Origin of the sequence: Roseivirga spongicola (genome assembly GCF_001592965.1) — a bacterium.
Classification (GTDB): Bacteria; Bacteroidota; Bacteroidia; order Cytophagales; family Cyclobacteriaceae; genus Roseivirga; species Roseivirga spongicola.
Genome location: NZ_LRPC01000012.1, coordinates 155,798 through 170,544 on the forward strand (window position 1 = coordinate 155,798; position 14,747 = coordinate 170,544).

Sequence of the window (14,747 nt, forward strand, 5' to 3'; positions counted from 1 at the left end):
AGATGGTTGTTGAGGTGAACGGTTTGGGTGATTTAAAGAGCGCGGCTCAGAAGATCATTCAGTTTGCGGGCGATGAGAAAATCTGGGTGCTAAATGGTTCTATGGGAGCGGGTAAAACAACGCTTTCTAAAGCTATTTGTGCAGAACTGGAAGTACTAGATACTGTTCAAAGCCCTACCTTTTCTATTGTGAATGAGTACCTCTCTGCTAAAGATGAAGTCATCTATCATTTCGACTTTTACAGGTTGGAGCACCCGGAAGAGGCTTTAAATATTGGGGTAGAAGAGTACTTCGATTCGGGCAATTTGTGCCTTATTGAGTGGCCACAGAAAATAGGCAATTTGTTGCCAGAGAAATACTTGGCCATTAATATTGAAGATTTAGGAGAAAATAAGCGTGAACTGACCTTAACTCATCATGACGAAAGATAAAACCGGTTTTGCTGAGCTGGCCAAAGAAGGCAGCCTTTATCCACAAGAGCAGTTGCTTAAAGTAAAGTCTGGCAACAAAAACTTGCTGATTTCCGTGCCTAAAGAGGTTTCTCTACAAGAAAACAGATTGAGCCTTACTCCAGCAGCAGTGGGTATTTTGGTGGCCAATGGGCACAGGGTTTTGGTAGAAGAAGGGGCTGGTGACCATGCTTTTTTCACCGATGCAGAATATTCAGAAAACGGTGCAGAGATCTGCTATTCCAAAAAGGAGATTTTTGAAGCTGGCTTGATTGTTAAAGTGGAGCCGCCTACCGAAGAAGAAATTGAGTTGATGAAGCCTGGATCAACGGTTTTCTCTGCCATTCAATTGGCCAATACTTCTGATTCTTACTACGAAGCATTGAATAGGAAGAAGATTTCAGCCTTGGGCTTTGAATTTCTTCAAGATAAAGCCGGAGGGCTTCCCATTGTCAATGCTATGAGTGAATTGGCCGGCAGTCTTGTGATTCCTATGGCTGTTGAGCACATGAGCAGCTCTAATGGAGGCAGAGGGATAATATTGGGAGGTATAACAGGTGTTCCGCCAACTAGAGTTATTATTCTGGGGGCAGGAACAGTGGCAGAGTATGCCGCTAGAGCAGCACTCGGATTAGGAGCTGAAGTCAGAATTTTTGATAATGAGATTTACAAGCTGCGCAGAATTAAACACAAGCTTTCTAATCAGGCTTTTACTGCGGTTATAGATAGTGCTACGCTTGGTCAGTCTTTAGTCTCTGCTGATGTGGTAATTGGTGCTTTACGTGCCGAGAAGGGTAGGGCAAGGTGCGTAGTAACCGAAGAAATGGTTTCTAGCATGAAGCCAGGTTCGGTGATTATCGATGTTTCAATAGATCAGGGAGGTTGTATTGAGACTTCTCGGATTACAACGCATGATAAACCAGTATTCAAAAAGTTTGATGTTATTCATTATTGCGTACCAAATATTGCCTCTAGAGCGGCTAGAACAGCAACCACGGCTTTGAGTAATATACTAACTCCTGTACTTTTGAAGCTTGGCGATATTGGGGGAATAGATGATATGATGTATACCTATTCTTGGTTTTGCAAAGGCGTTTATACCTATAAAGGGCATACCACAAATCTAGAAATAGCCAAGAGATTCAACTTGCCTTACAAGGACCTGAATCTATTAATGGCTGCTCGATTCTAGCCACTCACTAAGGCTGCACTTATGGCTTGAAAGAGTTCTTTAGACATAGAACTTTCCTTTTCGTTGGTTACTAGTTCTGTAAACTCAGTTACCGAAGAATATTTCCCTAGTTGGTTTTGGTCTAAAGATTTGAAGGCCATTGTCCAGTCAGTGTATACGCGCTGGTCAGTCTCTTTCATGTGTAATAGTAGGAATTCACGATGCCGAGAATCACGCTTAATTCTATCGTATAGGTCTAGCAAGATTTGAAAATCGCCTTCTAATAGCTGTAAAAACTGACCGCCATGATAAAGAAGGCAACCAGTTAGGTTGTTGGCCTGGTTAAAGTCTCTAGCAGTTTTAAGAATGTCTTCTAGGTCTTGTTCTGTGAGCCCAGGTTTTGCGGTACTTCTATAGATGAGTTCGTAAAGCATAATTGAAAGCGAGTTTCTACAATGTAGGAAAAATGAGCTTAGCAAGAAACTGCTATTCTTTAACCGTTGTAATACTGTAGGTTCACTAGTTTGAAATAGTATGAGTGAATCTGCCAATCTAAAAAAGTTAATGCTGATAGAAGCATTATGATCGGTGTGGCAAAAACCATAATTGTATTGCCTAAATAAGCACTAGTCAGAAAGGTTAGAACGAGTGCTATGTTGGTGAAAAAGAAAAGTCGTTTGTTTTGCCTTTTTCTTTCTAGGTCGCTTAATACTTTTGAATTAGCCACTGTTAGCTTCCAAAGCCAACCCCAAAACTGGTTCTTGCACTCGACTAACCAGCTATCAAAATCTATAGATTGGTTAAAGGAGCATCTAAGAAGCCTTAATAAGGCAAGTCTTTTCTTTTTGGTTACCCAATTGTAAAAGAATAGTAGACAAACAGACCAGCTGATAAGAAGGAAAAATATGGAAATAATACCCAGTTCACCTGAAGGCAATAGTTGATCGAAAACTTTAAAAATGAATGTAATTATAAAGAAGAGGGTTAAGTAGAAGTTGGTTTTAAGACCGTTTTGAACAGATCGAATCTCCGTTTCAACAAATTCCGAGTGCCTTAAATCTTCTACTCCACTTTGAGTTGTTTTGCCTAATTCTTCTAAAATTTTGTTTTGAAGTTCTGTCATGATAAAGTGTGATGATTGAAGATAAAAAAGATTCAGAACTATTTCATTCCTTTGCAAAATGTTGGAATTGAAAAGGGATGTTTTTCGGGAGTGTTCCGAAAAAGTCGGTCAACGAATAGCTTCACTCGAAGCTGAATTGCGCACACTGTCAGAGTCAGCATCGTCAGATACCAAAAGCTCTATGGGAGACAAGTATGAAACCGCTAGAGAGATGATGAATTTGGAAAAGGAGAAGTATAGCACTCAGTTAGAAGACGCTGAAAAAATGAAGACTATACTCAATTCTTTAAAGATTGAACACAGTAGTGAAAAAGTGGTTTTGGGCTCTTTAGTGAAGTCTTCTACCTGTCTTTTCTTCGTGTCCATTTCTTTGGGGAAAATTCCTGTAAATGGTAAAGAGGTTTTTGTTATTTCTCCGCTTTCGCCCATTGGGCAGAGTCTAATGGGTAAGCAGGTAAACAATAGCATTGAGTTTGCGGGCAAAGTTGAACGTATTATTGCTATTGCTTAGTAATGAGCGTATTGAATTGAAAGGATCAGGGCTAAGCTAGCCTTGATCTTTTTTTATATTTCATTCTTCAATATTTTTGAAAATGAAACACACCAGTCTTTTAGTTTTCATAGTTGCACTCTCTTTGGCCTGCTCTAGTAACAATACTACAGATGGGGGCTCAACAATTGAAATACAAAAACTAACCCTAATTGAGTTAAATGGAGACTCAAACTATTTCTCAAATCTTGAGATTATCAATTGGAATGAGAATGAAAGTGCCATAGTAGGGATAGACAAACGACAAAATGAGTTACTGTTTTTCGATTTAGACGGAGAGCTTCTTAATGAAATACAAGTGCCTTCTTCAGGCCAGCCATTTGGGCTAAGACGCATAGCGGATATTCATTACATCAATAAAGATTCTATTCTGATCTACGATTCAATTCTAATGAAGGTGTTGTTGCAAAACATGAAAAGTGAAGTGGTTGATTCATGGAGCTTAACTTCTTTTTGGAAAGAGGCATCAAGAGGTGCAAATGTTGGTATTGTAGATGCATATTCTGAAAATGGAGAGCTAATGGTTGAGTTGTTAGCTTTCGAGAATGAATACTCAATTTCCTCAGAAGACTATTACAGCAACACAAGGCTTTTTCACCATATCAACCTGACCAAACAAAAAGTTACTTCGTACATGGGCTATCCTGCAGAGTCACCATATCGCGAACAGCTCTTTTACTCAGCTAACTTCCCCTATGTGGTGAAAGCGGATAGCTCTTATGTCTTGTCTTTTCCATTCGATAAAAACTTATATCTGTACTCTAAAGACCTGAATACGTATTCATATTTAGAGAATAGCCCTGCTGGTTTCCCTCGTGCAACTGGTCAGCCTTTTGGTTCGAGCCAAACAAAAGATGGGGCCTTATATACCAGAAAGCTTAATGGTTTCGGCTTGAATATGAAAAGTGCAGTAGCTGTTGAGGGTGTAGGCGAAGCAGTAATTCGTGTATATAGGGAAGCGTTGGGTGAGGGTAGTGAAGTAGACTCAAACTCAGTATCTGAACTTCCTGTCACTTTCAATCTTGAGTTGTTTGCAATAGGCGGAGGTGAAATCCGCAAAGTAGCACATCAGAACGCCATAAATGAATTGGCTTTGGGTAACTTCATAGGTCAAGATAAAAAGGGTGCTTTCTATTTTCTGGAGCATAATGAGGAAGTTGAGGATAGAAGAATTTACAAAGTAAGGCTCTCGATAAAGTAGTAGCCTCACTCTATAATTCTTTCATGCATTTCTAGTGCATCCCCACTTTGCCTTTCATAGATTCAAAGATTTTTTTGGAGTCGAAGCCGATGCCGTCTTTAAAGACTGTTTCAATTTTTCGGATGTTACTAATATCTGCTTCTAAGTCGCCATCGATAAGAACTAAGTCGGCTTGTTTGCCGATCACTATCGAACCGATTTTGTCTGCTCTTTCCAAATATTCGGCACCATTTAGTGAGGAGATTTTAATGGCTTCACTTACCGTAAAACCTGCCTCAACAAGTAATTCAACCTGACGCATATTACCATAGCCGGCAATGGTTCTTCCAGCTCCGGTTGGGTCAGTTCCAGACAAAAGCTGACCGCCCATGTCATAAAATTTCTTTTCCCAAGCCATCTGCTTTTTAAAGTTGACAAAAGAAGCAGAATCTCTTCCTTGTCGTCTCGTGTGGCTCTGCACTAAGCTGGCTCTTATTTCTTCACTCATGGCGTCAAGTCCACCGCCAAGAACTACTTCACGACCTGTATAAGGTTCGAAAACAGGAAGGGTAGAGGTTACTGCTACGTTTTTCTCTATCAGGAATTTCATCAATTCTTCCATCTCTGGGCTGTCTTCAGGTAGTTCTGCCAAGGCCCTGCCTCGTTTAAAGGCCGGACAGAAATTGTCAACCTTGTCACCCACAAAGTCGGAGCTTTGAAAAAAGCCATGCTCAATATTGTCAATGCCTATTTCTGCGGCTTCGCGATAAGTCACCGAGCAAATATGACCAGTTACTTTCTTGCCTTGTGCATGAGCAGCATCTACCACCGCTTTTAAATCCTCTTTAGTAATGTTCTGATAAACCTTGAATGAGTTGATGCCTCTTTTACCCCAGTATTCCACCATCTCAATACCATCTTCTGGGCTTTCAATAATGCCCACTTCAGGAACAGGAGTGCCGGCTCTTTCAATAAATGGCCCTGTTAAATCCATTTTCGGCCCAAGCATTCTTCCTTCTTCAATCCATTTTCTGATGTTTAAGTCGGTTTGCGGTTCAATACTTCCAGCCGTTCTGATGGTGGTAACTCCTCCTGCCAAATAGAGTCTCGGAAAAGTGAAGGTCATTTGTGCTACGCTGAATACTCCATCGAATGGTTTTGGGTAGAAGATGTGCTCATGAAGCATGACCAATCCCGGAATCAGGGTTTTTCCCGTTCCATCGATTGACTTATAATCGCTTGGGTAGGTCATAGAAGCGGTATTGCCAATTTGAGAGATTACTCCATCTATGAAAATCACCGTTTGGTTAGTTTTGGCAGGCCCACCAGTGCCGTCAATCACTTTAACATTGGTGATGGCTACGGCCTTTTCTTGATTGGTTACATAGGGTGCAACCGCGCGAGAGAAGTTTTGGCCGAAGGACAAGCTAGCTAGAAGAGCAAGGGTAAACGAAAGCAGTATTCTGGTTTTCATAGGCTTAGAATGAGGTTCGGAAGTTACGCATTTAGACCTAACCTATTTCTTCGAACGATTGCAAATATGATGTGTGGCGAATAAATTGAAGCATGGAAAGTCTGGTAAACTTCTTTAATGATATTCCTACTCCTTTTAGAGCTGGAATTTTGATCGGTGGAATTGTTCTCTTCTGGATTCTGGAAGGCACCTTGCCGCTCTTTAAGTTTCAGTATAAGAAGGTGCGCCACGCGGGTATCAACCTGTTTTTTACGCTCACTACCATGATCATCGGTTTTGGTTTAGCGGCAGCTTTGTTAGCTGCTTCTAACTATGTTTCCGACAAGCAATTTGGGTTGCTCTATCTGGTTGACCTACCACTCTGGGCTCAGCTGGTGGTTGGGATGCTTCTGCTCGACCTCATTGGTGCCTACTTCGTGCATTGGACAGAGCATAAAGTAAAATGGATGTGGAAGTTTCACTTGGTGCATCATACAGACACTAATGTAGATGTAACTACCGGCCTTAGGCATCACCCCGGAGAGACTGTTTTTAGAATTGGCTTTACCATTCTGGCTGTAATTATTGTGGGTGCTCCTATGTGGATCATTATGTTCTACCAGAGTATGTCGGTGCTTTTTGCACATATAACTCATGCGAATATCAATATGCCAAGGTCGATAGATAGAGCCTTGTCATGGGTGTTTATTACTCCGCTAATGCACAAGGTGCACCATCATTATACTCAACCGCTAACCGACACCAACTATGGTAATATCTTCTCCTTCTGGGATCGTATTTTTGGCACTTTTGCTCAGGTAGAAGATACCAGAGAACTGAAATATGGTATCGATACCCATATGGACCCCAAAGAAAATGATGAGATGGCCAATCTGCTAAAAATTCCTTTTCAGGCTTATAGAACACCTGAGGATGTGAGGTTTGAAGGGAATGAATAATATACAGTAAGGTAGTTTTACCTATCTATGAGAATGGATTATTCTTTTGAAATTTTCAAAATTGATTTCATCCAATGCAGTGGTCACAAATTTCTCGCCTGTTTTCTCACAGAGATAGAACAGATATTCAAATTGAACCCGAACCTTTTTGAAGGTGGTATTTCTAAGCTCTGAACTTAGGGGCATAGAGAGGCCAGTTATTGGGCTTTTCATTTGGATTTTAAAATAACTGTTTCTTCCTGAATATGTTCAGTAACATTGATAGAGGGAAGTATAACATCCTCAAATTGTGTCTCATTCAATTTTTCATGAAGAATGCCTCTGGTGGTTCCTACGGTTATTACGGCTAAATGTCTACAAAATACACCCGGTATACTAACCTCTTCTTTTTCTTCATTGAGAAAGCTTTTAAAAGCATTCTCTTCGATTTCAAAAGCACATTCAACTGCTAGTTTTATGACGGTCTTTTTTTGGCTTTTAAATTGAACTTCAAAGTTGACTGCGATAAACTTTTCTTGAGCATTAGCAGCTATCCTAAATCCTGTGCTAAATTCATCATCCATTTCTTGATTAAAGTTTTCCTCAAGAATGGCGAATTCTTTGGTTCTAATATTCGCTATTGCAAAACCTAGTTGATTCATTGTTTAAGTTTTATGCCGCTAAATCATAAGAAAAAGGTGCTTCTCCTACATCCGATACTTTCTTTTGAGTTTGATGTAAAAATTCAGTCGTATAACCGGCTGGGTCTTTAAATGCTGACTTACGTTTTTTACTTACTGATGCAGACTTTACTATTTGCTCAGTTAGCTCGGTGAGGTAACAGTTTAACTTTTTGGTAAAGTCCTGACCATCTACCTGAACAAATTCAACACCTAAAACTTCTTCTAACTTTACCAGTGTAGAAAGTTGAAAGTTCTCTTGACCCTTGAGCATTTTGCTTACACGCTGACGGCTCACGCCAAGCTTATCAGCAAGTTGAGTCTGATTCCACCCTTTTTCATCTATTGCATCAAGAATGGTTAGACTGATTTCAAAAGATTTATCCAGCCAGTTTTTGTTCTCTCTCTGAAAAGCTACTTTTTCATGAAAAGAAGATTGAGGCATGTCTTTCTTTAAATCTGCTAATGTCTTTTTAGCTGCCATTTGTCTTATGTCTTATTGTCTCATTGCTTTGGCTCAAAGTAGTACTCTAAGAGTTCTACATCACCTTCAAGGAACTCACGCATAACATTCATTTTGTATAGTTCTGTTTCGGTATGCGGTCTACCTTGCATTTTCTGGGTTAGCTTTATCGCTCCTCCAGTAATGTAAAATACATTTTTATGCTTAACTGCATAAATCCTCATATAGGATTTATATTCACCACCGTAGGCCTTAATTCGAGAAGGGTCTTCATCCTTATCGTCATCGGCAAGTGGATTGAAAAGGTTCTCTAAACCTTTTGTGTTATGGTTTTTAGCTAGGTCATCTAGTTGTTGAAGAAGTTTATTTCCTTCTTTACGAGCGCTGATGGGTGCTTTCTTAAGGGGCTCAGGTCTACTAAGTGTGTTGTAATCCTTTTCATATTGCTTAAAAAAGCTTCTCAAAAATACTGGGTCATTCCAGTCATCGGTTATTTGACTTAAAGCATCTGGTGCTTCTCCAGATGGGATTCCGCTGTCCGGATCATGCCATTGAACCGAGCAGAGAATATCCTCTTTTGTGCCAAATATACCTATAACTTCCATATTGTCAACTCCTGAGTTTACAATTTAGTTCATTTAACTTATTGAAAGGTGACTTTAATTAATGGATTTGAACCTGATGGCCCTAAAAACTTTATTTCCAATTCTTGAGAGTTTAATTGAAAGGATTTGAAAATAAACTGTAGTGTTTTGAAGTGATGTTCAGTGTTTTCATGGTCTTCTATTGAATAAGTCTCCATGTTGAATTTTTATACTTTAACTGTAATGGTAGTTGTACAGAATTGAATGGATATATTTATGTGCTTGTATAGGTCGAAATTGTTAACGTAATTATTCAATTATTCTCAATATAACACATGATTATGAACCTTCAACTCCAAATCAACTATCATTTTAGAATGAATCTTGCTTTGTTGCAGAACAAAGTGCCATTAGTTAGAGCAATTTACCTTAAGAATACTGGAGATACACCTTTCGAAGGTTTAAAGCTAAAGATCACATCAGACCCTGAAGATGTATTGAGTTTTGAGACTAACCTATCAAGCATTGCCGTTGAGGAGGAGTTCGTGGTTATGAACCCAGACATTAAATACTCTCGGCACTTTTTTAATCGAGTAAGTGAAAAGATCTTCGGGAGACTTCTTTTTGAAGTTTCTGATGCTGAAGGAGGAGTAATAAGCAAAGAAGAAGTTGAAATAGAAATTGAGCCTCAAAACGTATGGCTTGGTCAGGAAGCTCCGCTTGAACTCATTGCAAGTCATGTAATGCCTAATAGCGAGGCGGTACAAAAGATCATTCGTGGAGCTGCGGATATTCTTAAAGAGAAAACCGAAAGTTCGGCTCTTAATGGTTACCAATCAAAGGATCGTGAGCGTGTGCATCAGATAGCCCAAGCTGTATTCCAGTCGATGAGACGAGAGAATATAACTTATGCAGAACCTCCTGCCAGCTTTGAGGAGACAGGTCAGAAGGTCAGAACTCCCGATAGTATTCTTCAGCACAGTATGGGTACATGTCTGGATCTTTCTCTTTTATATCAAGCTTGCCTAGAACAGGTTGGAGTTAACTCAATATTGTTTCTAATCTCAGGTCATGCATTTGTTGGTTTTTGGCTTGAGGACAAATTTCTTCCACGTGCTTTGGAAGAGGATCCTCAGTTTTTTAGAAAGCGTAAGGAGCTGGATGAAATGGCGGTACTGGATGTAACTGGAGTGACATCTGATGGGGACGTTAGTTTCGGAATGCTTGAGAAACAGGCAGAAGGCTTTTTATTAGATGAGAACGAGTTTGTTTGTGGAATAGACTTAACCTACTGTAGAAGACACGCTAGGATACATCCAATAAATGACTTCAATGCAGAAAAGATTAAGCAAAATGAGGAGCGAGAAAAAAGAGAAGGAAGCATTGATCTGGAAGAAAGAAGATTTAAAAGCTTTGAATTACCAGAGGATGTTCAGGCACGAGCCGGGGAATTAGATAAATGGAAAGATAAGCTGTTGGATCTCAGTTTTCGAAATAGGCTTCTAAACTTTAGAGATAATCGATCTACGGTGGAAATACTTTGCCATAGCCCAGGTGAAATGGAAGATATACTGGCCGATGGCGCTGCTTTTGAAATTCTACCCAGTCCAAAACAAAGTGCTTTGAGTGAGCAACGCACCGATAAAGCTGAAATTCTGGCCGATCAAATTACACTGAGTTTTGAGCGTAAAAAGCTCCTCACCACGGTGTCTGAGGAAAAGTTTCAATCTACACTAACGAGTTTATACCGATCGGTAGTGAATGCGGAAGAAGAGACAGGAGCCAATACTTTGTTTTTGGCACTTGGAGTGCTTGCTTGGAAAGAAAGTGATAGCAGCGAAGTTGTACGTAGGTCGCCATTATTACTGCTGCCTGTAAACCTAAATAAGAAGTCGGTTGGAGGAAAGTTTTCACTTACGCTAAGGGATGATGATACCGTTATGAATCATACTCTTTTGCAAAAGTTACTCAGGGATTTTGGAATGAAATTCCCAGGCTTAGAACCTCTGCCAGAAGATGAGTCGGGCGTAAATGTGCCTTTGATTTTTGATATTATCAGAAAAGTGATTCGTGATAAGCGAGGATGGGAAGTGAAAGAAGAGGTATGGCTAAGTGAATTCTCCTTCCAGAAGTTTTTGATGTGGAAGGAACTGGATAAGCATTATGAAGAAATGCTGGAAAGTCCAGTGATCAGGAGAGTAATGACTTCCGAAACCCCAAAAGATTCCCCAAGCTTTATAGAAGAGCAGCACGTAGAACAGATGCATCACCCAAAGGATGTTTATTGCCCACTGTCGGCTGACTCGTCACAAATGGCGGCAGTACTCTCCGCTGCCAATGGAAACAGTTTTGTGTTGCAAGGGCCTCCGGGTACAGGTAAGTCGCAAACCATTGCTAATATGATTGCGCATTGTGTTGGTATTGGGAAACGTGTACTTTTTGTGTCAGAAAAGAAAGTGGCACTTGAGGTAGTGTATCGCAGACTACAAGAAATTGGAATCGGGCCATTTTGCTTGGAACTACATTCCAAGAAATCAGAAAAGAAAGAAGTAGTTCGAAGCTTTTATGAGGCACTTGAGTTTACATCACCTAATATTAATGGAGGATGGGAACAAGTGGCAGGTGAGTTAAAAACTTCACGGGATGGGCTGAACGAGTACTTTAAAGAATTACATCATAAGAGTACTTCTGGTATTACAGCATATAAAGCTTTTGGAGTAGCCTCTCGCAAGAAAGGAGTAGAGAATGTAGACCTTCAGTTCGATAGTTTTTTGGAGTATCCAGAAAGTAAGTTGAATGAGCTACAAGTAAAAGTTAAAACCTGGAAAGAATATGCAGATGTACTTACTGATCACGAGTACAAAGCCTGGTCATTTGTGGGAAGAGATAATTGGTCAAGCGAGGTGGAGGATGCGGTAGTTAGCGAGTTAAAAGCCATTCTTAAAGACCTTGCACATATCTCAAACCTTGAAGATGATGTGTCCAAAAAGTTTCCAATTGTCAAATCATGGAGTGCCAACAACTGGAGAAGCGTAGGGTTACTAGCTAAGAATTTACTTGCTCCCCCTGCTCTAACATCTTCATTTCTTAAGCAAACAGATTTTGCCCAGTTTCAAAAAGAGCTGAACGACAATGTTGATCACTTAAAAAATCAAGCTGAGCTACGGGAAAAACTGGACAAGGAGTTTCAACCACAAATTTATCAGGAGAATTTCTATCAGCTCAAGCAACAACTGGATAAAAGTAATGAAGGTTTTTTCATAAGTAAGTTCTTCAAAAAGCGAAAGCTGAAAGGATATTTGCGAAAGCTGGTTAAAGGCAAGGTTGGCGATCTTTCAGGATATGGAAAGCTTTTAGAAACAGGAATTGCTTACCAAGAAGGAAAAACTAAAGAAGAGCAGTCTCAACAATTTGCTAAAGAGATATTTGGTCAGGAATATCTTTTAGGAAAAGATGAAGAGTTGCGCAAGGCCATGGCTTGGCTGTATGAAGTGTATACTGAAATGATGAACTTGTTTTCATCAGATCTGGAGTCATTAAAAGCTGGCAGAGGCTTTATCACGGATATAGTTGAAAATCGTGAGCTGATATTAGTATCAGGTGGAGATACAAAAAGAGAGCTTTCAGAGATTCAGGATTTCGCTGAGAATTTCCAAAAAAGGCTGGAGGGGCTTAGCAACAATCTTCAATTGAAGAGTGATTTATATGAGGAGCCTGTGGCTCAATTAAAGAGCAGCTTGGATTCTTTACTTGACACATTCTCATTGTTTAGAGATGTAATTGCCATGAACGTGTTGAAGCGTGAATTGTGCGAAAATGGCTTAGACCAGCTTTTTGGTAAAGTAGATCAGGGAGAAATTTCAAAATCTGAGATAGAAAAAGTGTTTGCCTATAACTTCCACAGGCAATGGCTTAATGAAAAGAATGCGGCTACCAAAGTATTGGAAAGCACCACAGGGCTTCAGTTGAACAATCTTGACTCCGATTTTAAGAAATCGGATCATAAGTACAGATCGATGACCGAGAAGGCATTAGCTTCGAAAATAGCGGATTCGAAACCTCCAATGGGCAGTTTTGTATTGCCTGATTCTCCTGTAGGATTGATCAAGAAAGAATACAACAAAAGCAGAAGGCATATGCCTATCCGAAAGTTTTTGGATACGATTAGTCCCGTGGCCAAAAGCCTAAAACCATGTTATATGATGAGCCCGATGTCGGTAAGTCAGTATTTGCCGGTAGCTCCTGAATTTGATATTGTAATCTTTGATGAAGCTTCACAAATTCCACCATGGGATGCGATTGGTGCTATGTCACGAGGAAAGCAGGCTATTATAGTAGGAGATACCAAGCAGCTTCCTCCAACGGCATTCTTTAGCATGAATAGTGAAGACAATAACGATGAAAAAATAGATTGTGAAAGCGTGCTGGAAATGTTTGGGGGGTTGTACCCAGAGATGCTTCTGAAATGGCATTATAGGAGTCGTTCTGAAAGTTTGATCAGCTTCTCCAACCATCATATTTACGACAACCGACTTCATACTTTTCCTGCTTGTTTTACCGAAGATGATAAGGTGTCATTGAAGATTATTGAAGGTGAAAAGGCATTTTATGATCGTAGCAAGTCGCGAACGAATATTGGGGAAGCTCAGGAAGTGGTAAATGAAATATTTACTAGATTAAAAAATGAAGAGGATTCTAACTCCATCGGAGTGGTGACTTTTAGTTCTGCTCAGGCAAACCTTATTAGCGACCTTATTGATAGCCAGTTACAGTTGGAACCACAATACGAATACTGTTTTGATGTAACCAACCCAGAATATGTGTTTGTGAAGAACCTTGAAAATGTACAGGGTGATGAAAGAGATGTGATTTTGTTTTCGGTAGGTTATGGCAAGGATGCCAATGGAAAGATTAATAAGAATTTTGGCCCATTAAATAACTCGGGAGGTGAGCGCAGGTTGAATGTGGCTGTGACACGTGCAAGAACAGAGGTGAAGATTTTTACCAATTTCCATCCAAGGGAGTTTGATGTAAGTGGTAGTTCATCTGAAGGGCTTCGACTTTTAAAAGAGTATTTATTGTATGCTCAGGATGGCCATACAGCTTTGTTGAGGGAGGAAACGGTAAGTATAGAAGATTCGTTTGATTCACCATTTGAAAAAGAGGTGGCATCTAAACTTAGAGAAAAAGGGTGGGAAGTACGTACCCAAATAGGAGTTGGTGGCTATAGAATAGATCTTGGTGTTGTACACCCAGAATATTCAGGACAGTTTTTGGCAGGAATAGAATGCGATGGAGCACGCTACCATTCAGCCCGATCTGCAAGAGATAGGGATATTCTGAGGCAGGCTGTACTTGAAGGTCTTGGGTGGAACGTGTTGAGGGTGTGGTCAACAGATTGGTGGTATGATAGCGATAAGTGTATTGATCGTTTGGACGGACAACTCAAAGAGTTACAAATGATGATACATGAAAATATGCCGACTATTAATGAAACTAGAGAAGAACTTATAGATGAAGCAGATTTAAATCAAGAAGATGAGCAAATAGCAAGCGTTAGTGATTATAACCCTAACCTCGTGGTGCTGAATCCGGAAGGTGATTTTTTTGACAACAATAAATTAGTAGAGTCTCACGTGAGAGAGGTGGTTGAAAAACTGGCTCCTATTTCAAAGGAGGAATGCTACACCATTGTAAGTCGAGCTTGGGGATTTTCGAAAAAGGGGAACAGGATTTTGCAGTATTTAGAAAGTTGCACAAAAGGAATTCACCAAACAAAGTCTGAGAATCAGATTTATTTGTGGAATTTACCTAACCAAGTGGAAGAAGTGACGGAGCTTCGATTGCCCACGGAAGGTGAGCAGCGTCATCCCACCACAGTGGCTCCTGAAGAGTTGGTTCATGGAATATTATTAATACTCAAAAGTAACATAGAAGTCTCGAAAGAAGTGTTGCTTAAAGAGGTTGCGAAAATGCTAGGCTATAGCCGAATTTCAAAAGAGAACATGAAAGCTATGGAACCAGCATTAAAGTTGCTGGAGAAGAATGGTGCGGTGACTTGTCAGAATGAAGTTGTGACTTTAATTAGTTAGCAGAATATAGTTTATAAAAAGCTTTATTCTGCTAACTACTGATTTTTGTTCCAAGCGGAATTTA

The 14,747-nt window shown here is 40.0% G+C and carries 12 protein-coding genes; 6 read left to right on the forward strand and 6 right to left on the reverse strand.

The window, feature by feature from the left end; all coding sequences use genetic code 11:
• Positions 1-2 precede the first annotated feature (2 nt).
• Both tsaE and AWW68_RS08570 read left to right on the forward strand, forming a co-directional pair.
• The gene (tsaE, locus tag AWW68_RS08565; RefSeq protein ID WP_068219443.1) at positions 3-431 is read left to right on the forward strand and encodes a tRNA (adenosine(37)-N6)-threonylcarbamoyltransferase complex ATPase subunit type 1 TsaE; all 429 of its coding nucleotides are present in this window, start codon (positions 3-5) and stop codon (positions 429-431) included.
• The gene (locus tag AWW68_RS08570; protein WP_068219447.1) at positions 418-1,641 is read left to right on the forward strand and encodes an alanine dehydrogenase; all 1,224 of its coding nucleotides are present in this window, start codon (positions 418-420) and stop codon (positions 1,639-1,641) included. Before tsaE ends, AWW68_RS08570 begins: the two co-directional genes overlap by 14 nt.
• On the opposite strand, the gene AWW68_RS08575 is transcribed toward AWW68_RS08570, so the two are convergent.
• Positions 1,638-2,054: a BLUF domain-containing protein gene (locus tag AWW68_RS08575; RefSeq protein ID WP_068219451.1), complete on the reverse strand. Its 417-nt coding sequence runs from the start codon at positions 2,052-2,054 to the stop codon at positions 1,638-1,640. The two genes, AWW68_RS08570 and AWW68_RS08575, sit on opposite strands and share 4 nt — an antisense overlap.
• A 59-nt stretch (positions 2,055-2,113) precedes the next feature.
• Positions 2,114-2,743: a hypothetical protein gene (locus tag AWW68_RS08580; protein ID WP_068219452.1), complete on the reverse strand. Its 630-nt coding sequence runs from the start codon at positions 2,741-2,743 to the stop codon at positions 2,114-2,116.
• 181 nt (positions 2,744-2,924) lie between these two features.
• Here AWW68_RS08580 and AWW68_RS08585 point away from each other — a divergent pair, with 181 nt between their 5' ends.
• Together AWW68_RS08585 and AWW68_RS08590 are read left to right on the forward strand one after the other, a co-directional pair.
• Complete coding sequence (locus tag AWW68_RS08585) at positions 2,925-3,254, forward strand: GreA/GreB family elongation factor (protein ID WP_157717581.1); 330 nt, start codon at positions 2,925-2,927, stop codon at positions 3,252-3,254.
• 82 nt (positions 3,255-3,336) lie between these two features.
• A complete protein-coding gene (locus AWW68_RS08590; protein WP_068219454.1) occupies positions 3,337-4,494 on the forward strand; it encodes a hypothetical protein in 1,158 nt (385 codons plus the stop codon).
• Positions 4,495-4,525: 31 nt separating this feature from the next.
• Here AWW68_RS08590 and AWW68_RS08595 read toward each other — a convergent pair whose 3' ends face one another.
• Positions 4,526-5,947, reverse strand: coding sequence for an amidohydrolase family protein (locus AWW68_RS08595; protein ID WP_068219456.1), 1,422 nt, complete (start codon positions 5,945-5,947; stop codon positions 4,526-4,528).
• A gap of 92 nt (positions 5,948-6,039) precedes the next feature.
• Here AWW68_RS08595 and AWW68_RS08600 point away from each other — a divergent pair, with 92 nt between their 5' ends.
• A complete protein-coding gene (locus AWW68_RS08600; RefSeq protein WP_068219459.1) occupies positions 6,040-6,885 on the forward strand; it encodes a sterol desaturase family protein in 846 nt (281 codons plus the stop codon).
• Between the two features lie 209 nt (positions 6,886-7,094).
• Here AWW68_RS08600 and AWW68_RS08610 read toward each other — a convergent pair whose 3' ends face one another.
• The 3 genes from AWW68_RS08610 to AWW68_RS08620 are packed head-to-tail and all read right to left on the reverse strand — an operon-like array spanning position 7,095 to position 8,612.
• Positions 7,095-7,526 (reverse strand): hypothetical protein, encoded by a 432-nt coding sequence (locus AWW68_RS08610; RefSeq protein WP_068219463.1) that lies wholly within the window; start codon positions 7,524-7,526, stop codon positions 7,095-7,097.
• A 10-nt stretch (positions 7,527-7,536) separates the two neighbouring features.
• A complete protein-coding gene (locus tag AWW68_RS08615) occupies positions 7,537-8,028 on the reverse strand; it encodes a helix-turn-helix transcriptional regulator (RefSeq protein WP_068219465.1) in 492 nt (163 codons plus the stop codon).
• Between the two features lie 20 nt (positions 8,029-8,048).
• Complete coding sequence (locus tag AWW68_RS08620) at positions 8,049-8,612, reverse strand: hypothetical protein (protein ID WP_068219468.1); 564 nt, start codon at positions 8,610-8,612, stop codon at positions 8,049-8,051.
• Positions 8,613-8,932: 320 nt separating this feature from the next.
• Between AWW68_RS08620 and AWW68_RS08625 the strand changes: the two genes are divergently transcribed.
• Positions 8,933-14,683 (forward strand): DUF3320 domain-containing protein, encoded by a 5,751-nt coding sequence (locus AWW68_RS08625; RefSeq protein ID WP_068219472.1) that lies wholly within the window; start codon positions 8,933-8,935, stop codon positions 14,681-14,683.
• Positions 14,684-14,747 lie beyond the last annotated feature (64 nt).

What these genes read in the sequence shown, in the direction of transcription:
- tsaE (WP_068219443.1), top strand. Translation starts at nt 3, where the DNA reads ATGGTTGTTGAGGTGAACGGTTTGGGTGATTTAAAGAGCGCGGCTCAG.
- AWW68_RS08570 (WP_068219447.1), top strand. Translation starts at nt 418, where the DNA reads ATGACGAAAGATAAAACCGGTTTTGCTGAGCTGGCCAAAGAAGGCAGC.
- AWW68_RS08575 (WP_068219451.1), bottom strand. Translation starts at nt 2,054, where the DNA reads ATGCTTTACGAACTCATCTATAGAAGTACCGCAAAACCTGGGCTCACA.
- AWW68_RS08580 (WP_068219452.1), bottom strand. Translation starts at nt 2,743, where the DNA reads ATGACAGAACTTCAAAACAAAATTTTAGAAGAATTAGGCAAAACAACT.
- AWW68_RS08585 (WP_157717581.1), top strand. Translation starts at nt 2,925, where the DNA reads ATGGGAGACAAGTATGAAACCGCTAGAGAGATGATGAATTTGGAAAAG.
- AWW68_RS08590 (WP_068219454.1), top strand. Translation starts at nt 3,337, where the DNA reads ATGAAACACACCAGTCTTTTAGTTTTCATAGTTGCACTCTCTTTGGCC.
- AWW68_RS08595 (WP_068219456.1), bottom strand. Translation starts at nt 5,947, where the DNA reads ATGAAAACCAGAATACTGCTTTCGTTTACCCTTGCTCTTCTAGCTAGC.
- AWW68_RS08600 (WP_068219459.1), top strand. Translation starts at nt 6,040, where the DNA reads ATGGAAAGTCTGGTAAACTTCTTTAATGATATTCCTACTCCTTTTAGA.
- AWW68_RS08610 (WP_068219463.1), bottom strand. Translation starts at nt 7,526, where the DNA reads ATGAATCAACTAGGTTTTGCAATAGCGAATATTAGAACCAAAGAATTC.
- AWW68_RS08615 (WP_068219465.1), bottom strand. Translation starts at nt 8,028, where the DNA reads ATGGCAGCTAAAAAGACATTAGCAGATTTAAAGAAAGACATGCCTCAA.
- AWW68_RS08620 (WP_068219468.1), bottom strand. Translation starts at nt 8,612, where the DNA reads ATGGAAGTTATAGGTATATTTGGCACAAAAGAGGATATTCTCTGCTCG.
- AWW68_RS08625 (WP_068219472.1), top strand. Translation starts at nt 8,933, where the DNA reads ATGAACCTTCAACTCCAAATCAACTATCATTTTAGAATGAATCTTGCT.